The organism is Pseudoalteromonas sp. OANN1 (genome assembly GCF_024124685.1).
In the GTDB taxonomy this organism is placed as follows: Bacteria; Pseudomonadota; Gammaproteobacteria; order Enterobacterales; family Alteromonadaceae; genus Pseudoalteromonas; species Pseudoalteromonas piscicida.
In genome coordinates this window covers 1-20,688 of sequence record NZ_JAMXSE010000008.1, presented here as the reverse complement: position 1 = coordinate 20,688, position 20,688 = coordinate 1, and the positions used below count along the sequence as shown (strand labels likewise).

General features: G+C 43.2%; 16 protein-coding genes and 5 tRNA genes. 11 read left to right on the top strand and 10 right to left on the bottom strand.

Annotated features, from left to right (window positions below):
• Nucleotides 1-311: 311 nt before the first annotated feature.
• Together cysZ and NH462_RS08860 are read left to right on the top strand one after the other, a co-directional pair.
• A complete protein-coding gene (cysZ, locus tag NH462_RS08865) occupies nt 312-1,037 on the top strand; it encodes a sulfate transporter CysZ (RefSeq protein WP_010372387.1) in 726 nt (241 codons plus the stop codon).
• A 78-nt stretch (nt 1,038-1,115) separates the two neighbouring features.
• The gene (locus tag NH462_RS08860; RefSeq protein ID WP_253105435.1) at nt 1,116-2,333 is read left to right on the top strand and encodes a glycerophosphodiester phosphodiesterase family protein; all 1,218 of its coding nucleotides are present in this window, start codon (nt 1,116-1,118) and stop codon (nt 2,331-2,333) included.
• Nucleotides 2,334-2,440: 107 nt separating this feature from the next.
• Here the strand turns inward: NH462_RS08860 and NH462_RS08855 are convergent.
• The 6 genes from NH462_RS08855 to NH462_RS08830 form a co-directional block, all read right to left on the bottom strand.
• A tRNA-Phe gene (locus NH462_RS08855) sits at nt 2,441-2,516 on the bottom strand.
• 72 nt (nt 2,517-2,588) lie between these two features.
• Nucleotides 2,589-2,664 (bottom strand) — tRNA-Thr (locus NH462_RS08850).
• Between the two features lie 12 nt (nt 2,665-2,676).
• A tRNA-Phe gene (locus tag NH462_RS08845) sits at nt 2,677-2,752 on the bottom strand.
• Nucleotides 2,753-2,903: 151 nt separating this feature from the next.
• A tRNA-Thr gene (locus tag NH462_RS08840) sits at nt 2,904-2,979 on the bottom strand.
• A gap of 63 nt (nt 2,980-3,042) precedes the next feature.
• Nucleotides 3,043-3,118 (bottom strand) — tRNA-Phe (locus NH462_RS08835).
• A gap of 306 nt (nt 3,119-3,424) precedes the next feature.
• Nucleotides 3,425-4,633, bottom strand: coding sequence for a serine hydrolase domain-containing protein (locus NH462_RS08830; protein ID WP_253105434.1), 1,209 nt, complete (start codon nt 4,631-4,633; stop codon nt 3,425-3,427).
• Between the two features lie 266 nt (nt 4,634-4,899).
• Here NH462_RS08830 and NH462_RS08825 point away from each other — a divergent pair, with 266 nt between their 5' ends.
• From NH462_RS08825 to NH462_RS08800, 6 genes are all read left to right on the top strand, one after another.
• A complete protein-coding gene (locus NH462_RS08825) occupies nt 4,900-7,782 on the top strand; it encodes an ATP-binding protein (RefSeq protein WP_253105432.1) in 2,883 nt (960 codons plus the stop codon).
• Between the two features lie 577 nt (nt 7,783-8,359).
• Nucleotides 8,360-9,796: a peptide MFS transporter gene (locus NH462_RS08820; RefSeq protein WP_017216449.1), complete on the top strand. Its 1,437-nt coding sequence runs from the start codon at nt 8,360-8,362 to the stop codon at nt 9,794-9,796.
• 418 nt (nt 9,797-10,214) lie between these two features.
• Nucleotides 10,215-11,261 (top strand): 4-hydroxyphenylpyruvate dioxygenase, encoded by a 1,047-nt coding sequence (gene hppD / locus NH462_RS08815; RefSeq protein WP_045987722.1) that lies wholly within the window; start codon nt 10,215-10,217, stop codon nt 11,259-11,261.
• Between the two features lie 132 nt (nt 11,262-11,393).
• Nucleotides 11,394-12,707, top strand: coding sequence for a fumarylacetoacetase (gene fahA / locus NH462_RS08810; RefSeq protein WP_010372399.1), 1,314 nt, complete (start codon nt 11,394-11,396; stop codon nt 12,705-12,707).
• 142 nt (nt 12,708-12,849) lie between these two features.
• A complete protein-coding gene (locus NH462_RS08805) occupies nt 12,850-13,932 on the top strand; it encodes a M23 family metallopeptidase (protein WP_253105430.1) in 1,083 nt (360 codons plus the stop codon).
• A gap of 37 nt (nt 13,933-13,969) precedes the next feature.
• The gene (locus NH462_RS08800) at nt 13,970-14,365 is read left to right on the top strand and encodes a polymer-forming cytoskeletal protein (RefSeq protein ID WP_253105428.1); all 396 of its coding nucleotides are present in this window, start codon (nt 13,970-13,972) and stop codon (nt 14,363-14,365) included.
• On the opposite strand, the gene NH462_RS08795 is transcribed toward NH462_RS08800, so the two are convergent.
• A complete protein-coding gene (locus NH462_RS08795) occupies nt 14,362-14,832 on the bottom strand; it encodes a hotdog fold domain-containing protein (RefSeq protein ID WP_253105426.1) in 471 nt (156 codons plus the stop codon). The genes NH462_RS08800 and NH462_RS08795 overlap by 4 nt on opposite strands.
• 163 nt (nt 14,833-14,995) lie before the next feature.
• On the opposite strand from NH462_RS08795, the gene NH462_RS08790 reads away from it, so the two are divergent.
• The 3 genes from NH462_RS08790 to yghU all read left to right on the top strand — a co-directional run bounded on the left by NH462_RS08790 (nt 14,996) and on the right by yghU (nt 19,338).
• Nucleotides 14,996-16,174 (top strand): multidrug effflux MFS transporter, encoded by a 1,179-nt coding sequence (locus tag NH462_RS08790; RefSeq protein ID WP_253105424.1) that lies wholly within the window; start codon nt 14,996-14,998, stop codon nt 16,172-16,174.
• Nucleotides 16,175-16,415: 241 nt separating this feature from the next.
• Nucleotides 16,416-18,254, top strand: a complete 1,839-nt coding sequence (locus NH462_RS08785) for a S8 family serine peptidase (protein WP_253105422.1) — start codon at nt 16,416-16,418, stop codon at nt 18,252-18,254.
• Nucleotides 18,255-18,465: 211 nt separating this feature from the next.
• Nucleotides 18,466-19,338: a glutathione-dependent disulfide-bond oxidoreductase gene (gene yghU, locus NH462_RS08780; protein WP_017216456.1), complete on the top strand. Its 873-nt coding sequence runs from the start codon at nt 18,466-18,468 to the stop codon at nt 19,336-19,338.
• Nucleotides 19,339-19,572: 234 nt separating this feature from the next.
• Here the strand turns inward: yghU and NH462_RS08775 are convergent, their stop codons facing one another.
• The 3 genes from NH462_RS08775 to NH462_RS08765 form a co-directional block, all read right to left on the bottom strand.
• Nucleotides 19,573-19,938: a hypothetical protein gene (locus tag NH462_RS08775; protein ID WP_253105420.1), complete on the bottom strand. Its 366-nt coding sequence runs from the start codon at nt 19,936-19,938 to the stop codon at nt 19,573-19,575.
• Between the two features lie 24 nt (nt 19,939-19,962).
• Complete coding sequence (locus NH462_RS08770) at nt 19,963-20,133, bottom strand: hypothetical protein (RefSeq protein WP_253105418.1); 171 nt, start codon at nt 20,131-20,133, stop codon at nt 19,963-19,965.
• Between the two features lie 91 nt (nt 20,134-20,224).
• Complete coding sequence (locus tag NH462_RS08765) at nt 20,225-20,572, bottom strand: TIR domain-containing protein (protein WP_253105416.1); 348 nt, start codon at nt 20,570-20,572, stop codon at nt 20,225-20,227.
• Between the last annotated feature and the right edge of the window lie 116 nt (nt 20,573-20,688).

Below are 20,688 nucleotides of genomic sequence, written 5' to 3'. Positions count from 1 at the left end.
TTTTCATACACACTCAGGCACTGTGTGAGCTGAGATGAATTGTTACTAATCTCCTATTTGTAGCCCGCCGTTTAGCGTTATACTAACGCCAACATTTTTGATATGTGTCTTAAATCAAAAGAATTAAACCATACCAATTTTCTTAATTAAGGTGATCTACTTTGAGGCGAGAAAATCTTGTCGATAACCAGGTGAAAATTTTGCTATTTAGTTGTTCTAAATGAGAAATTTTTAACGCAGTTAGCGTCAGATTTGCTCCTTCAAATTGAGCAAGTATTAAGACTAATTGGTATTACAACACGAGGTGTACAGTGCAACTATCACGCGGTATCGAGTACTTTATTGCCGGCTTTTCTTTGATCACCCAAAAAGGGTTAAAACGTTTTGTATTTATTCCTTTAACAATCAATGTACTGCTATTTGGTGCATCACTCTTTTTTCTTTACGACTGGCTGACTCAAGGATTTACTTATCTCAACGGATTATTACCAGATTGGCTCAGTTGGCTGGAATGGCTAATGTGGCCAATTGCTATCTTAGTGATACTTTTCAGTTATAGTATGATTTTCACGGTGATAACCAACTTTATTGCCGCGCCTTTCAATGGCTTACTCTCCGAAAAAGTGGAACTTTACCTGACCAACCAACACATCAATGATGATAAGCTAATTGATACCATAAAAGATGTGCCGCGAATGTTGGGTAGAGAATGGACCAAACTCTGCTATTACCTTCCACGTGCACTTGGCTTTTTCATCTTACTTTGGATACTGCCTATCGTTGGGCAAATTTTATGGATTATGTTTACGTGTTGGATGTACAGTGTGCAATATAATGATTACCCGTTTGATAACCATAAAATTCATTTCAAGCAAATGAAAGACGATTTGAAGAGTAAACAAGGGCTGTCTTATGGCTTTGGCTTTGCGGTGTTTGTACTGACCTCAATCCCATTTGTTAACCTCATCGTGATGCCCGTTGCCGTTTGTGGCGCCACTAAGTTGTGGGTAGAGAACTATCGTCAGCAATATCGGTAAGATGCTCGTATGACTGACATCTAGCTGTCAAAAACTCATGCTTTACTTACTTTTTTGCAAGTATTCAGCGGAGTCGCTATGCGCCTAACATTAGGCCTTATCTGGTTAACGGTATTTTTAACGGGGTGCCAGGCAACAAAACAGTTTGATGTCGGTACACGGCCTCAATTTTTAGTCTCGCAGCTTCCAGATGGTGAGCTTAAAGAAAAGCTTGCAAGCTGTTTAGATAAACCAATCAAGCGCACACGTTTTTCCATAGGACATCGCGGTGCGCCACTTTTCTATCCTGAGCACACCAAAGAATCATATATAGCCGCCGCAAAAATGGGAGCAGGCACGCTCGAATGTGATGTTACTTTTACGAAAGATAAGACCTTAGTTTGCCGCCATGCACAATGTGACTTACACGCAACGACAGATATCTTACTAAAACCCCAGCTTGCGGCTAAATGTAAAAAGCCTCTCACACCAGCCAATCCAGACACGAATGAGCCCGCTTTTGCAGAGTGTTGTACCTCAGATCTCACATTAGCGGAGTTTAAACAGCTAACCGGTAAAATGGATGGCGTAAATAATAAAGCCACAACTGCCGCCGAATACGTAAAAGGCACACCGAATTGGCGTACAGATCTTTATGCAAGTTCTGGTACATTAATGACCCACAGTGAAAGCATTATTTTATTCAAGCAGCTGGGTGTAAATATGACTCCTGAGTTAAAAGCGCCAGAAGTGCCAATGCCCTTTAATGGGTTAAGCCAAAGTCAGCTCGCGCAAAAAATGTTGGACGAATATGCTGAGCACAATGTCCCCCCATCTCAAGTTTTTCCACAATCCTTTTCGTACCAAGATATTCAGTACTGGATAAAGCATGTACCAGAGTTTGCAAACCATGCCGTATTTCTGGATGGTAGAGAAGCTGGCGAGCATTTTGATATTAACAAACCAAGTACTTGGCAACCGTCAATGGAAGACTTAGTCAAAAATAAGGTAAAAATTATCGCTCCACCAATTTGGATGTTAATTAGCGAAGATAAAAACGGCGATATCATTCCGTCGCAGTACGCCCTAGCCGCTAAACGTGCAGGATTAAAAATAGTTGCTTGGTCTTTAGAGCGCTCAGGCCCTTTAGCGAACGGCGGCGGTTGGTATTATCAATCTGTAAAAAACGCAGTTAAGCATGATGGCGATATACTTAGGGTGTTGGACATATTGGCAAAGCAAGTTGGCGTAGTTGCTGTATTTAGTGACTGGCCTGCGACTACCAGCTTTTACGCCAGCTGCATGGGAATTGAGTGATAGGCTAATAAGAGTTGTAGCTTAGTGTAGGTAGAATCCCGCACTAAGTTATGATTTGCAAATACCAGAAAGCAAAAAGCCTCGCGATTGCGAGGCTTTTTAAAGGATGGTGCCCAGAGGCGGAATCGAACCACCGACACGAGGATTTTCAATCCTCTGCTCTACCGACTGAGCTATCTGGGCAAATCTTTTTTAGTATCTGAATAACTTACTAACTAAGCTATCCAGAAAACACAGGCTAACGCCTAAATAAAGTGGTGCCGACTATCCGAGTCGAACGGATGACCTACTGATTACAAGTCAGTTGCTCTACCAACTGAGCTAAGTCGGCACACTAAATTATTGGTGCCCAGAGGCGGAATCGAACCACCGACACGAGGATTTTCAATCCTCTGCTCTACCGACTGAGCTATCTGGGCAAATCTTTTTTAGTATCTGAATCCTAAAAGGGATTTTCAATACAACTCCAAGCAGCTCTACCGAATGAGCTATCTGGGCAAATCTTTTTTATTCTCTAAATAACTTAATAACTAAGCTATCTATAATACACAGGCTGACGCCTAAATTAAATGGTGCCGACTATCCGAGTCGAACGGATGACCTACTGATTACAAGTCAGTTGCTCTACCAACTGAGCTAAGTCGGCACACTAATTCGTGTACCATGCAGTTTCTGCATGCACCACATTGCTAATGCAATGATTTTAATCTGGTGCCCAGAGGCGGAATCGAACCACCGACACGAGGATTTTCAATCCTCTGCTCTACCGACTGAGCTATCTGGGCGTGCGGCGTATTAAACGGGTTTTGCGGTTCTAAGTCAACCCTTTTTTTAAATACATTTATCGTTTGCACAGTTTTCAGACAAAGCGGTTAAAATACCGCTTTTTCGCTGAAAAAACACCCGGCTAACCATGTTTTACTGTATTTAACGGCTGATATCTATGAAGCAGGCAAACCACTTTAGACCTACAACAAAGAAAAAGGCACCACTTAAGAGAAATATGTGCTTAAAGGAATAAAATAGAATGGCGATACATATTCTATCTCATTCCTATAGCGAAGCTCGGCAACAAGGTTTATCAATCCTGTTTAGAGATTGTCTTTATGTTGCGCTTCAAATCTTTGTTGCATGACCAGTATCGCTTTTTCTACCGCTTGCTTTGCATTACTCGTATCGCCGTTTGTTACCGCTAATATCGCTATGTTCTTTTCTGGCAACACTAAGTTGTCTAGATAGAAGGTCCCAGTAAAGCCATTGTGATGAAAGCTACTGTTGTTTGGAGTAAGGATCCAGCCTAAGCCATACTCTGGGCTAACCGGTGTGAGCAGTCGCGTATATGAATTAGCACCAATCAAATTATCACCACCTCTGGCGCCCGCGAGATAAGCACGTAAATAGTATGACAGATCGGTCAAGGTCGTACTGACTAACCCAGCAGGTCCAACAACGTTTGGTAGATCGACCCTATCGGCCGGTGTTATTGGATGCCATTGCCCTTCTCGCATCTGATGACCACTCGGCTGTCCTTCTGGATTTCCATAGCTAGCAGGCCCAAATCCAATATTTTCCATTCCAAGAGGAATGAATACCTCTTGCTTCACTAACGCTTCCCATGATTGCCCTGTCACACGCTCCAACATATGCCCTGCAACAACATAACCTGCATTGCTATATAGATAGGTTCCGTAAGTCACTTCTGGTTGCGTCGTTAACACCTCTTGAGTCCACGCATATCTTTGCTCGACCATCCCACGTTGATCTAAATGCCACTTACCAGAATACATGGAGTCAAGATCACGCTTTAAGCCTGAAGTCATCGAAAGCAGTGCCGTTAATGTAACAGACTCAAATTCAGGGTTAATTTTTCCGATTAACTCAGGAAAAACATCACTCACCCGACTGTCAAATCGAATTAACCCCTGCTCAACCAAGCGAGCAGCTACGGTTGCTGTCATGGATTTACTGAACGAACCAATCGACCACTTATCAAGTTTGGTGACCAGAGCTTGCCCTGTGCTCACTCGCACACCAGCTACATCAAGCTCAATCAACTCATCCCCATAAACGATAAATCCGCCAAGTGCGGGCATAGCAAACTCAGCTCGGATTGCTTCCAGTTGTTCGTTGAGTAGCCCGTCTCCCACCTTGCCATAGCGCGGCGGAGTGACGGCTACGTCTTCGCTAGCGCTATTTTCAATAGCAATAGAATTGTCACTGTTATTACAGCCAGTTAGTAAGGCGCAGCCCAGCAGTGTGATAAGCCAACCAAACGCCAGCCGACTTTGACGTAGAAACATGAGATATCCTTATAAGTATTAGGTTGAACGAATACTACTTTATAAAAACGTTACGTAAAATTTAATTTTTATTAAAGTTTAATGCTTTACACATCGCAGGCGTGGTTAAAATTATCGAGATAACAACCTGATTATTTTAAGATTTAAAACAATCAAGTGTTCTCAGTGTATTGCCACTATTGATTGAAAAACGAGAGGTAAAAACTTGCCGAAGGTGATAGGATTGCTACAACTAATAAGTATAAATAATTCTTTCAGGATTAAGCATGCCAAATAGCGCGAATACCAATGCAAATGGACGGATACTTTTTTTATTTATCGCAATACTGATTGTTGGACTATGTAGCGCCGCAGGTGCTTATCTACTACCAAAGCAAGCTGACGTCCCTACCGCACCAACCGTGAACCTACAACAACAAGCAACAACGGTTGCAACTCCCCTTGCTAAGGTGGTCACACAACACGGTTTTGACAGTGCCAAACAGATCGTATCCGCATTATTAGCATCTAACGAGCATTTGGGCGCCTATTTGTACGTCAATACGGGGATGGGGCAACCAAACCTGGTATTTCAACAAAGTGCAGGAGAGCAAATCATTGCACTGAATCGCGAAGAGTCCTATAACAAAGACACAATGCAGGTTTACCACATGCCACTGCGACTAGATGAGCAAAACGTTGGTGAACTCATTTTGACTTATACCCCCCCCGTTGCTACTACATCATCAGGCGATCCATTCATTGCCTATATACTGCTCGCTGCCGCTATTATTTGCGCCTTGATGATTGTTGTAATTGCGGCTCGTCGGCTTTCTGGCGCATCAAGTAACGATACTGAAGAGCTTATCTCAGAAATCAATCATCTAACGATGGATAAAAACTACAAGTCGACTGTTGGTACTTATTATAGTGGCGGTCTGGCTGAGATTGCTGAAGCAATAAATGCGCTGTTAAAGCAAGTGCAATCATCCATAGAATCCGATCAAGCAACGCAAAATGAGTTAAAACAGCTTCAAGAAAGTCTCGAAACTGAAGTTCAAGCCCGCACGCTGGCGCTAGAAAAAGCGATTTTAAATGCGGAGCGTGCTAGTGATGCTAAAACCACTTTCTTAGCCACCATGAGCCATGAGATCCGCACACCAATGAACGGCGTCATTGGTACTATTGATTTACTGCGTCAAACCGATCTTGACGGTGCTCAACATCGCCTCACCACGATTATTCGCGACTCGGCTTTTTCTTTACTTGGTATTCTCGATGATATTCTCGACTTTTCTAAAATTGAGGCTGGTAAATTACGCATAGACAATAGTGCTTTCTCGGTGGCTGAAACCACAGAGGAAGTCGCACGTGTGCTTTCATCAGTAGCGAAAAAACGTAAGTTAGACTTACAACTGTTTATTGCTCCTGACATTCCAACGAATTTAGTTGGTGACACCGTGCGCGTTAGGCAAGTACTTTATAACCTGTGCAGTAATGCCATTAAATTCACGACTACAGATGACTCAACCCAAGGTTATGTAAAAATCTCCGTTGAAGTTGCACAAAACACCTCAGAGCATTACACCTTACGCTTTACCGTCACTGACAATGGTAAAGGCATGACAAAAGCTCAGTTGAGAGAAATTTTTAATCCGTTTATTCAAGCTGAGGGCTCTATCACCCGAGAATTTGGCGGTACTGGACTTGGCCTTTCTATTTGTAAAAGCTTAATCGAACTTATGCTAGGTAGTATCCATGTTAATTCGGATATTGGCATGGGAAGCGAGTTTGTTGTGGAATTACCATTTAGTGTGGATGGCAAAGTCAATTACGCAAATAAGCAAATGTTAAACGGCCGCACTGTTGCCCTACTCACCCCAAATAATGAGAGACGCACTATTTTAAATCGCTATCTTTCATTCATGGGTGCGAGCGTGGTTGCTATCGATGAAAGCGAAATAACCGAACACCAGCACGAAGATAAACTTATTTGGGTGCTAGATGGTTTAGACGGCATGGACAAGGTCAATGAAGAGCTAAGAACCGTAGTTTACTCGCTTGAGAAAAACGAACAGCAAGTTGTTGTCCTAAGTAAAATGGACGAAGCCGCCCTTAATCACAAAAATATTTTCTATCTCAATGCATCACCGTTATGTAAGTCTAGCTTTATGACGGCTATCTTGGTTGCTGCAGGTTTGCATAAACCAAAGGAAATTAAACCATCACGCACTATCAACGACTTTTTAAGCGTTGATGAAGCAAGAGCAACCAACAAACTGGTGTTGTTAGTTGAAGATAACGTATTAAATCAGCAAGTGCTGACCGACCAATTACACCTGTTAGGCTATGGTGTCGAGGTTGCGGAAAATGGTGAGGAAGGCCTAGAGCTTTGGAAAAAAGAGCACTTTCCAATCGTATTGACCGATTTACATATGCCGAAGATGTCGGGCTACGACATGGTCAAACATATTAGAGACTATGTAGAAACCGCAACAGATACCATTGAACAACCATACATCATTGCCGTGACCGCTAATGCACTCAAAGGTGAAAGAGAACGTTGTGAGGCTGGTGGTATGAATGACTATATCACCAAACCAGTAGAGTTAAATGTATTAGAGGCAACACTTAATAAGTGTATAGAAAGCCTACCAAAAGCACAGCAACCGAAACCAAGTGCTGAGCCATCAGCTGCTGTACCAGCAGCCGCTAGCCAAGTACAGCCGGGATCAGAGCAAGAAACAGAGCTAGAGCCTAAGGTTGATGAAGTTATGGTTGCAGAGCCTAAAGCTATTGAAGCTGAGGCCAGCGAACCAGCTCCCGCTATCAATATGGACATGCTCAACAAGTATGTAAATCATGATGAAGCGAAACGAAATCGCTTTTTTCGAATGTACTTAGAGCAAAGTAGCCAGTTAACACGTGATGTAAATGGTGCGGTGATCACGATGAGCCAAGAAGAAATCATTGAAGCTTGTCATCAACTTAAGTCCATTTCTAAAACTATCGGTGCCGAAAAAGTAGCTGAAACAGCCATAGAGTTTGAAACTTTATGTAAGGAAGGCACACTTACCACCGATCAGCTGATCCAGATGCGTGATAAATTGGAGCAGGACTTTTTAGCCGCAACCGAGTTTATCCAACAATATTTGAGTCAAGAAGCCTAATGATGTGGGGGCACAGCCCCTCGCAAATCCTGTCACCACTAGGGGGCAGGCACTTTCTCAGTCAAGTAAAGATAAATGGATCGCAGGGCCGACTTGCTCCTACACCTGCAATGAATGGGAAATATCGCGATATTAATGCTCACGCCATTCATTTAGATATCACCGCCATCTAAATGAATGATCATTCCCTGAATCACTGACCGCATTTTATGCGCTTTCTGACTCCAAACACTTCCCCTATTAATTCTCACTGAGTATACTGACGCACTTTTTTAAATTAGTTAGTCGTTACATACAACAAACGCTAGTTGAAATAGGTACTGGTCACCCGTTCAAAAAAAGTACAGGCATGCCTGAGTTCATACAAGCAAATATCTGATTAAGATTTTTACTCGGTGACTCGATGAGCAATGCCAATCTGCATTGAAAAGTGTTCTATTTACCGCACGTCGTTTCAAACGTTGCACGCTAAGTACATGGCTCATTATTCAGTGTTGATTGAAAAACATTAGATGCAATAACGCATCCTTTATAAAAATGACCAGATACAACACATTGATTAGATTAGGAAGTACATATGAATTCAGTTCCGAAGGCCGGAGAATTTCTGGGTCACCCTAAAGGCCTCTTCTTATTATTTGGTACCGAAATGTGGGAGCGCTTTGGCTACTACGGTATGCGTGCCATCTTAGTTCTTTATCTTGTAGCACAAGTTCAAAATGGTGGCTTCGGTTGGAGTAATGCCGACGCACTAAGTCTTTACGGCACATTTACGATGGCCGTTTATCTCACCCCTCTATTTGGCGGTTGGCTTGCAGATAACGTATTAGGTCAGCGCAAAGCCATCATTATTGGTGGTATTTTAATGGCTGCTGGCCATTTTATTATGGGTATTCCTCACAGCGTTGTGGCAGGACAAGAAGTAAACGTCTTCTACCTTGGCTTGGCATTGCTTTGTTTAGGTAATGGTCTATTCAAGCCAAATATCTCAACGATGGTTGGCGATTTATACCAAGAAGGTGACAAGCGCCGTGACGGTGCATTCACTATCTTCTATATGGGTATCAACTTAGGTGGTGCACTAGGTCCACTTGTTGCGGGTTATGTAGCAGCGGTCGTGAACTGGCAGGCAGGCTTTATCGCAGCAGGTATTGGTATGATCATTTCTGTGGTTATGCAGCTTATCTTAAGCCAGAAATACCTTGGCGATATCGGTAAAGTACCTTCTGCTAAACTTTCTCAACAGATGTCTGACTCACAGACTAAAGAACCGCTTACGAAGAAAGAAAAAGATCGTATCCGTGTTATTTTCACCATGAGTGTTTTCTCAATTATCTTCTGGATGGGTTTCGAGCAGGCTGGTGGTCTGATGAACCTATTCGCAAACGACTATACCAACCGTATGTTTATGGGCTTTGAGATCCCGGCTTCTTGGTTCCAGTCGCTTAACTCTATCTTCATCATTGTATTTGCGCCATTAGTAGCGATGATCTGGTTAAAGCTAGATAACAAAGAGCCGAACTCTCCAGTGAAGTTTGCAATTGGTCTAGTATTCTTAGCACTTGGTTTCTTAACCATGATGCTAGCGCTTGCAACAGAAGGTGGTGAAGCGGGTGGCACACTTCAGATCAGCATGATTTGGTTAGTATTGTTCTACATGTTCCACACACTTGGTGAACTATGTTTATCACCAATCGGTCTTTCTATGGTAAGTAAACTGGCACCGCTACGTTTAGCATCACTGCTAATGGGAATTTGGTTCCTGTGTACGGCCGTTGCAAACAAACTTGCTGGCCTTGTTGGCTCTTTCATCGGTGAAGGCCAAGAAGCAATGGAAAACGCGATGAGCATCTTCATTGGTTTAGGCGGCGTTGCCTTGCTATCTGCTGTGTTAATGTATCTATTAAGCAACAAGCTTGTAGATTGGATGCACGGCGCTGAGGGCAAGCACGAACCTCATACGCAAGAACATTACCTTGCGGAAGAGCTAGAAGTATCCGCTGAGAAGCAATAATATTTGCTGTAAACCACGCTAATTTAGCGTGGTTTACCTCTCCCACAATAGCCATACGTAAAGATTTAAATACACTTGGCGTCATTTTCACTCTCAATTTAGCCGTGTGATAAAAATCCCCCCTCTCATATAGTCCATCAACTAAAAACATAAAAACCAAATAAAATCATAGTCATAAAAAACAAATTCACGAAATCCCCCGCAAAACACCTTGCTGTTTTTAGTCAAAATTTAAGCAAAAATAATTATCGTCACGCCTGTGTCAATTTTGTGTCTTTTACATGGCAATTGTGCAACTAAATTTACAAAGTCTCCTACTGCTATTTACTGCCTCTAACTTCCCCTTTGCAGTAATTTGATTAATCATCCAGTCATAAATACTAACAAGTCACCCAGTGCTTAATACGGGAGTAAAACAATGAGTGAAGTAAATAATCCACTAGGCCTAGTCGGCATCGAGTTTACAGAATATGCAACACCAGACGCTGATTACATGGATAAGGTATTCACTGACTTTGGATTCTCAAAACTAAAGAAATTTAAAGACAAAGATATCGTTTACTACAACCAGCACGATATTCACTTTTTGTTGAATAACGAGCGTGAAGGCTTCTCAGCACAGTTTGCCAAAAGCCACGGCCCGGCAATTTGTTCTATGGGCTGGCGTGTAGAAAATGCGCAAAAGGCGTTTGATACTGCGGTTGAGCGTGGTGCAAAACCTGCGACTGACTCAACACACAAAGACTTACCATACCCAGCGATTTACGGTATTGGCGATAGCCTTATCTATTTCATCGAAAACTTTGGCGATAAAGGGTCAATCTTCGAGCAAGATTTCGTTGACCTAGAAGAGCAAAAGATTGTTGAAGACAAAGGCTTTAAGCGCATCGACCACCTAACGAACAATGTTTACAAAGGGACGATGGAAACTTGGGCTAACTTCTATAAAGACGTATTTGGTTTTACTGAAGTTCGTTACTTTGACATCAAAGGTCAAAAAACGGCGCTGCTTTCTTATGCACTTAAGTCACCATGTGGCACCTTCTCTATTCCAATCAACGAAGGTAAAGACGACAACAACAACCAGATCGATGAGTACTTAGATGAGTACAATGGTCCAGGTGTACAGCATTTAGCATTTTTAACTGACGATTTAGTTGGCTCACTAGATAAACTGGACAAGAGCACCATTGCCACCTTAGATATCGTAGATCACTACTACGACACTATCTTTGACCGTGTGCCTTGGGTTAAAGAAGATAAAGAAAAGATCAAACAGCACCAAATCCTAGTAGATAGCCAAAGCGAAGACTGCTACCTACTACAGATCTTCACTAAAAACCTGTTTGGCCCAATCTTCATCGAAATGATCCAACGTGTTGACGATGGCGGCTTTGGTGAAGGTAACTTCCAAGCGCTATTCGAGTCAATTGAACGCGACCAAGAGCGCCGTGGTGTAATCTAAACACACACATCAAATTAATAAAGAAGCAGCTAGCGATAGCTGCTTTTTGTGGTTTATCAAATTGCTATTACGACTTGAGTTTTTCACTTTTGACCATAACTCAAGTTGAAAGCCAAAATTAAAGGAAAGGCAATGTCTCAAATTAATGAAACACACGACATCCAATTAACAAGTTGGGTAGCTAGTGCGAATGCGACTGGAACTGATTTCCCTATTCAAAACTTACCTTTTGCAGTATTTCGTCGTAAGAACAGTAATGAAGAGTTTCGTGGCGGAGTTGCGATTGGTGATCAAGTACTAGACCTTGGCGCAGTTGTTGACGCTAACCTATTTTCAGGCGACGCCGCAGAAGCAGCCGAAGCTGCAAACGCCCCAGCATTAAATGAATTTATGGGTATGGGCCAACAGTACTGGTCGGCTCTTAGACTTGCCCTGTCTCGTGCATTACGTGAAGGTTCTGAACTGCAATCAAGCCTTGAAGGCGCATTGGTTGCACAGGATGACGTAGAATACGCTTTACCTTGTCACATTGGCGATTACACTGACTTTTATACCTCAATCTACCACGCAACAGCGGTAGGTAGCCTGTTCCGTCCTGATAACCCGCTGCTACCAAACTACAAATGGGTACCAATCGGTTATCATGGTCGTGCATCGTCTATTGGTGTTTCAGGTCAAACTTTCCCTCGCCCTAAAGGCCAAACCAAAGCACCTGATGCAGATACGCCGTCATTCGGTCCTTGTAAGCGGCTAGACTACGAATTAGAGCTAGGTATTTACTTAGGTAAAGGTAATGAACTTGGCGACTCTATCGCAATTAAAGACGCTGAAGATCACGTTTTTGGTTTCTGTTTATTCAATGACTGGTCTGCACGTGACTTGCAAGCTTGGGAATATCAACCATTAGGTCCATTCCTTGCGAAAAACTTTGCTTCAACGGTGTCTCCTTGGGTTGTAACCACCGAAGCACTTGCACCATACCGTACTCAATGGCACCGTGATGAAAACGATCCACAACCGCTGGAATACTTAGAATCAACGCAAAACCGCGAGTCTGGTGCTATTGATATTCGCATGGATGTCTTACTAGAGACTGAAAAAATGCGTAGCGAAGGCGCTAAACCAAGCAAACTGTCTGAATCCAGCTTCAAGCACAGCTATTGGACAGTTGCGCAAATGGTTACGCACCACACAGTGAACGGCTGTAACTTCCTACCGGGTGATATGCTAGGCTCAGGCACGCAGTCAGGTCCTGAGCATGTAGAAGCGGGTTCATTACTCGAACTATCACGCGGCGGTAAAGAAACCATCACGCTTGCAAACGGCGAAGAGCGTAAGTTCCTAGAAGATGGTGATAAAGTAATTATGCGCGGTTGGTGTGAAGCCCAAGGCTACAACCGTATCGGCTTTGGCTGTGTTGAAGGCACTGTACTTCCAGCAAAATAATCGCAATTATTCGTGAGTTAATCGCATTTTTATTTACTTTTAAATCAAAGGCATGATGATTTCATGCCTTTTTTTAGTTCTAAAAACTGGAAATTTGACTAAAAATTGTTAGAGTGTAGCGCTGATTTAAATTTGAGGTTGAATGTTGCAAGTACTCAAGCGCCTATATCTAAAGCTGTTTAAGCCGACTCAATTAATTGTTCGTCAAGACGCAACTGTCAAGATGCTGAAACTGCCATCTTGGGTTCAAGCTTGCTCGATTTTGATTCTGCTTGCTGTCGCCATTTGGATAGCCAATGCCTCACTCAAATTACAAGAAAACGGTGACAAGCTTACTAAAGAGCAACAAAACTTAGCGCAGCTACAAGCTAAGTGGCAAAAAGAAAAATCACAGCTTCAAGCACAATTAGCGCAGCAAAAAGGCATGCTTGACCAACTGTCACAGCAGCACAGTGTGCTTGAGTCATTGGTTGACTCGACTCAAACAACTGACGACAACGTAGTGGAAGGCGAGCTAGAAGAAACACCGACAGACCTTAACAGCTCACAACCAAGTACCACAACCGAATTTGCTCCCCAAGCCAGTTACCTACTCATCCAACAACGACAGCTCAGCGAACAACTTGGGCAATCGTTCAGCGCTGAAATTGCAGCGATGCAAGAATCCATCGACAGTGCGGGATTACAACTATCATCTGACTTCTCAGAAGCACAAGGTGGTCCCTACTTCCAAGCCGACTTAGAATTAGTAGAAGCCAGCTTTATTAATGCCATTGACCAATACGCAGTTTATGCGCAATTATCTACGATGATTGGCCAACTGCCAGACACATTACCTGTCGCTCAAGAAAAATATTATGTTTCTAGTGCCTTTGGTTTTCGTAAAGACCCAATAACTGGCCGTCGTGCTTATCATAAAGGTATCGATCTCGCAGGTTGGCACAAAACACAGATCGTAGCCCCAGCCTCTGGCACCGTTAAACGAGCGGGGAAAAATGGCGGTTATGGCAATTTTATTGAAATTGAACACGCCAATAACATCACCACACGCTACGGCCACCTTCACACCATTAAGGTAAAAAAAGGCCAGCAAATCAATAAAGGTGAGGTAATTGCACTAATGGGCAGCACAGGAAGAAGTACGGCTACACACTTGCACTATGAAGTGATTCAAGGTAAAAAACACCTAAACCCAATTAAAATCGCCCGCGCATTCAATAAGTAACATCTAATTGCAATTACGCTGCGATAGTGAGGCATTCGTGTTTAACTCTTTTAAAAACCAACGAAACGACGTCCCAGCCATTATTGCTCAAAGCACTAAAGTCACGGGCGATATTGTCTGTGAAGGTGAACTGCAATTAGATGGCACCGTCCATGGTAACCTCGACATAGAAAAACTAATCATCGGCAATAAAGGTTTAGTACAAGGTAATATCCAGGCCAATGAGCTGACGATATTAGGCAAAGTGGAAGGTAATATTCAGGCTAAACAAGTCACGCTGCTTCCTAGCGCTCAAGTTTTTGGCAACATCGAACACGAAACCCTAACGATCGAAGCCGGTGCGCACGTCGATGGAAAACTAACACACCGTAATGAGCGAGCCAATAACGTCACGGCAATTGACTCTTCTGGTGATCAAACCATAAACAATTAAGATCTTTTCACGCTGATATACATATTAATATCGGCGTGGAATACCTTCTCCCCTGCAGTATTAAAGACCTCCACCGGTACAACTAATTCTTCTTTATCTTGCCATGCTCTTGGGTACTCTATTTGCGCTACGGCATGAAGATCGGTCTCAGCTTTGGCTAAATATTGCACTGACATCCCCTTTGGGATCCAGCGGTGGGTTTTATGATCGATGGTTGCGTCTGTCATGACTCCTGCACATAGCTCCGCAAGATTACACTGTGCAATCGCATGAACCGTACCTATGTGGTTATGAATGGCTTTACGGTTGCGGATGGTCGCCCTACAAACGCCAGGCTTCAATTGTGTGATTTTAGGCTTGATGGTACCAAAGTAAGGAGCTTTACGACATACCGCCTTACTGAACATCCATTTACCAAATGGCAACCAACTCATCCTTTTATAAATTTTTAAAAGTGGTGCAGACATAAGATTTTTCTAAAATGATTTTGCTTAAAATTAACACATCTGACCAGTTAATCAACCATCTACAATTATCAGCGAATAAAATATCTTAAAAATTTGCTAAATCGGCGCTTTGTCCTGTCTTTTCTCATTCTCCACAATACAATAACGGCCAAAAGGAGACGCCATGACCCAATCAAATTCAAAAGCACTGATTTTTATTCTCGCTTTACTTGTTATCTTTTGCCCTTTAGGTATCGATCTCTATCTACCTGCATTTGTGGATATGCAGTCCAGTCTTCAAGTATCGGAAAGCCAAATTCAACAAACAGTGAGTATCTATATGCTAGCTGTGGGTCTTGGACAGTTGATAGCAGGTCCGCTTGCGGATAAATATGGTCGTAAGCCGATTGCGCTAGTTGGAATAATTTTATTTGCGCTTGGTGCTATAATGGCAAGCTATGCCTCCACTTGGCCGCTCATGATGGTAGCTCGAGTGCTACAAGGTCTGGGCGCTTGCGCCACTTTCGTCAGCGCTTTTGCTATTGTTCGTGATAGCTTTGGACACAAAGGCAGTGGCCAAATGATCACTTACCTCAATGGTATTGTATGTTTTATCCCAGCATTAGCGCCTATTTTAGGTGCGTGGTTAACCGTCGAATTTGGCTGGCAGAGTAATTTTAGCTTTTTGTTTGGCTTTGCCGTTGTTGGCCTCATCTTAGTTTCTCTTATTTATAAAGAGACTCGCCCCGAAGATACGCATTACAGTGGTCATATCCTAGATTTGAGACGTTTTAAGCCGATGCTCAGTAGCTCGACTTTCATATACAATGCCGCCTTAGCGATGCTTGGTATGGCTGCAATGCTGGTATTTGTGATTTCGGCTCCGGGGTGGATCATGGCAAAAATGGGCGGCAGTGTTTCCGACTTCACATTTTGGTTTACTGGCAATGCGGTACTGAGTATTGTCGCAAGTTTTATTGCTCCCCACTTCATCAAGCGCAATAGCCAGAAATCGCTCACCTTTGGCCTTGCCGTTTTTAGCTTTAGCGGTCTGTTGTTACTAGCTTTGCCACAAACTGAAATAGCGCATTTTGTACTGCCTATGTATATGGCATCAGTCGGCTTTGCATTTACAATTGGAGCCGCGGCAGGTAAAGCGTTATCTGGCTTTGCGAAACAAGCTGGGACGGCTTCAGCGCTGATTGGGGTACTACAGATGAGTGGTGCAGGGGTGCTTGCAACCATGACGCAACCACTAGCATTGGATGCCCCGATGCAACTCGCGTTGCACTTACTACTCGCACTACCTTTCCTGCTATTGCTGGCTACGAAGCACCGTCACCAGCTTCACAGTGCAGCTTAATTAGAATTGATGTAATAGCAATTATCAGTACAGTTCCTTTATTAATAACTACGATGTATGGTTAGACGTCCTGTCATAACCATACATTATATTAAAGTAATTAAACATTCTTATTAATTTCAAAAATCCGCATAATTTACTCTTTACGAGTTCTTGTTATTGGTTATATGCTAACCACCGTTAAGAAGTTGTTAGTTTTTATTAACAACAATATTCACGCAATGTAACTGAGAAAATAACAATGAAATTAAACAAGTTAACTGGGGCACTACTCATCGCTGGCGCCTGCGCTATGTCACAAGCACAGGCATCTGAGGATCGATACATCATTCAGGTCGACAATTCGAAAAAAGGCGTCGTAAAAGCACTTGCTAAAAAGCTTGGCGCTGAGCTGCACGTTGATAGCGATGGCTTCTTCGCTGCAACTTTTACAGGCAAAGATCTTAGTCAAGTAAAGGGCTTATTAAACAACCCACACATCAAACTCGTTGAAGCAGACCAAAAGCGTTACCCAATGGGGATTTATAACGACGACACAGGTAACCCAATGCAGCAACAGGTTACGCCTTATGCAGTTTACCAATCACAAGCTGATCAACTTACTTTCGATGCCAATGCAGGCATGAAAGTATGTGTGATTGACTCAGGTCTTGACCAATCAAACCCTGATTTCATTTGGGGTAATATCACCGGTGATAATGACAGCGGCACAGGTAATTGGTATGAAAATGGTGGCCCACACGGCACACACGTAGCCGGTACTATCGGTGCTGCTGACAATAATATTGGTGTTATCGGCATGGCACCTGGCGTGCCAATGCACATTATTAAAGTATTTAACGCAGAAGGCTGGGGCTACTCTTCTGACCTTGCTCACGCGGCAAACCTATGCTCACAAGCAGGTGCAAACATCATCAATATGAGCTTGGGTGGTGGTGGCTCAAACAATACAGAATCAAACGCATTTGAAAACTTCCGTAATGCTGGTGGCTTAGTTGTTGCTGCAGCTGGTAACGATGGCAACAATGTTCGTTCATATCCTGCAGGCTACCCATCAGTAATGATGATCGGTGCAAACGATGCAGATAATCAAATTGCAGACTTTTCTCAGTACCCAAGCTGTACTTCTGGTCGTGGAAAGCGCGCGACTAACGACGAGCATATTTGTGTAGAGGTAACTGCAGGCGGTGTTGATACGCTTTCAACTTACCCAGCAGACATGGCGACCTCTTCAAGCATGACCGCTGATGGTTCAGCGTTTGCAAGTTCAGCAATGGAAAATAGCGGTAACGCTTCAGGCTCGCTTTACTTTATGGGCACAGCTGAAGCAACCGATGGCGCTGCAAGCGGTAAAGTGTGCCTAATTGACCGTGGTAATATTTCATTCCACGATAAAGTAGCAAACTGTGAAGCATCTGGTGGTATCGGCGCGATTATCGTAAATAATGAAGCTGGCATGCTATACGGCACTTTAGGTGATACTAACAGCACATCAATCCCAGCGGTTGGCGCTGCATTTGAAGATCGCACAGCGTTGATGGCCGCTACAAACGCGAACATCAGCATTGGTACGAGTGATTATGGCTTAATGAGCGGCACGTCAATGGCAACTCCTGCTGTTGCAGGTCTTGCAGCACTGGTATGGTCTAACCACCCAGAGTGTACTGGTGAAGAAATCCGTAGTGCATTAAAAGCAACCGCAGCAGATGCTGGCGCTGCAGGTAAAGACGTGTACTTTGGTTACGGTATCGTTAAAGCAGCAGATGCGAGCGCTTACTTAACCGCTAATGGTTGTGCTGGCGGTGGTACAGGTTCAGGTGACGGTGATAACACAACAAGCGTTGAGCTTTCAGCTTCGGGTTATAAGCAAAAAGGTAACAGTTATGTTGACTTAAGCTGGAATGGTGCAAGCACGTCACAAGTCGATATTTATCGCAACGGTAGTAAAATTGTCACAACTAGCAATGATAATAGTCATACAGACAGCATCAGTGTTAAAGGCGGCGGTACATACGGCTACCAAGTGTGCGAACAAGGTAGCACTGCGGCCTGTTCAGCAACACAAACTGTTGTGTTTTAACTCCCAACCAACCAATTCAAGAATGCCGGTCTTTTGATCGGCATTTTTTTATTCTACTACTCCCCCCTCATCTTTTGTTGATAGCTTGTTCGGCTCCCTCTCTTAAGATCTGGATAAAGCGGGTAAGCCTATGACCATAGAGATTTGTTCATTTCCATTTCACTTCTACACTCTATAATGGAGTTGGACAGTCACAGAAGGAGTTCATGAAATGAGTACATCGGGTTATACCCCACCTAAAGTTTGGCAGTGGCCATGGCAAAGTGGCGATGGTAGTAAATTCGCGAATATCAACCGCCCTACTGCAGGCGCAAGATTCGAAAAGTCCCTACCGCAAGGCAAACACCCGTTACAACTCTACTCCCTCGCGACCCCAAATGGCGTGAAAGTGACTATCTTGCTAGAAGAGCTTTTAGCTGCCGGGGTAAAAGAAGCAGAATACGATGCCTTTTTAATTAATATCATGGAAGGTGAGCAATTTAGCTCAGGATTTGTTGCACTTAATCCAAATTCTAAGATCCCCGCGTTATTAGATACCAGCACCAAGGAACCAACCAAAATCTTTGAATCTGGCTCAATTTTGCTTTATTTAGCTGAAAAGTTCCAAAAGTTCATTCCTCAAGATCCCACAAAACGCACGGAGTGCCTCAACTGGTTATTTTGGCAAATGGGGGCTGCGCCACTACTTGGTGGTGGATTTGGTCACTTCTATGCCTACGCACCAGAGCACTACGAATATCCAATCAACCGCTACACGATGGAAGTGAAGCGCCAACTGGATTTACTGAATCAACACCTAGCCACAAGAGAATATATTTGTGGCGATGAATACACTATCGCTGATATGGCAATCTGGCCGTGGTATGGCGTGCTAGCCCAAGGACACCTATATGATGCGGCAGAGTTTTTAGACGTCAATGGCTATGAACACGTGATCCGCTGGGCTGGACTCATCGCCTCAAGAGAAGCGGTCAAACGCGGAAAAATGGTAAATAAAACATGGGGAGAACCTCATGAGCAGCTTCATGAAAGGCACGACGCCAGCGACTTTGATACCAACACCCAAGACAAACTAGAGCCATAACCTTACCTTGGTTTAATTCTTGGTTTAACAAGGGTTAGCTTTATCTTTCGGGTTTGATTAATCAGATTTAATCAAACCCGATTGTCTGTATGTCAGAAAGGAATGGTGTTAGCACCTTGCTAGAAGCGCTAAACGCTTTCGCTGGTATTCTTCAACGGATTTTTAGCACTTTAGTCAGCACGTTCTTATTAGAGCATAGAACACACCTGCATTAGAATTTACCCAAAGAAGTGTTTACCCAAAGATATGAAATCCACTTTGTAATCTTCCGACGATCGCGACTAAACCGCTTCCCATTATCACACCTATAAGAAGCGTTCCGAAAATAAGACATACATAGAGTAATGTCCAAGCACTGGAAGATTTTGATCTCGCCTGCTCGTCTGAAATATTGTAGGAACATCGGTAGATTCTACGCAAACTTCTTTCCACCCCAAAAACGGTGCCACCGATCAAGCCAAAAAGCAGTGCGACCGCGAAAGTAATAACCCGATACTCTGCATTCTCAAAACCATCCCATAAAAGAATTGCGCCGTTGATCCAAGCTAAACCAGTACAACCCCACGAGGCAAGTAGATAGATTGTCAGCATGCGTGTCATTGATTACCTACTTCGGAGAAACGACTATTGAAAATAGTCTATCAGTTCTAATGATTGCGATTCAGTTTTATATGCTTCAATATCGTAAAACTTAACCACGCTTTCGTCGGAAAAAATAGCTAACAAAGCAAGACTGTCATCTCTAGATAGCTTATTAAGAATTAACCGAGATGTTTCTAATTCTGGAAATTTCATCTAAATTCTTTTTGAATTAACGCCGTGCTCTGGGGCAAACCGTAGCGGAGCGTAGGTTTGTCCCTAGGAGCGCTTTGTTAGCATTCTTGGTCTATAAACCATTTACAAAGCTTGCAATACCAGCCCATGTCCAGTTGATCTTTTTAACGCCATTTAATTCCGCTGGAGCATCGTTGGCAGTAGCACCCCCAATATAAACGCCTATCAAGGGTATGCGTTCGTCCTTAGCACAATTAATTTCCCATATTGCACCGTCAGCCTTCTTTAGGTTCTTTGTAATAAGCACAACTACACCATCGCAACCTTTGATCCTAGTCCGGCATCTAGTTTTCCATGAATCGCTCCAAGGCTCTTTAACAGACATATCAACTAATTCATATGGAACATTCTCCTTTCGTGCCTGACCTACAAAAAGGTCACGCATCCCCTGTAGTGGCATAGTTAATTTGGCCACCCATTAAGAAAGAAATGTTATGCTATTTGCATACAAATTTGGGTGAAAAAATGACGAAATTAAAACGCGCAACCTATTCTGCGGCAATCAAATTAGAAACA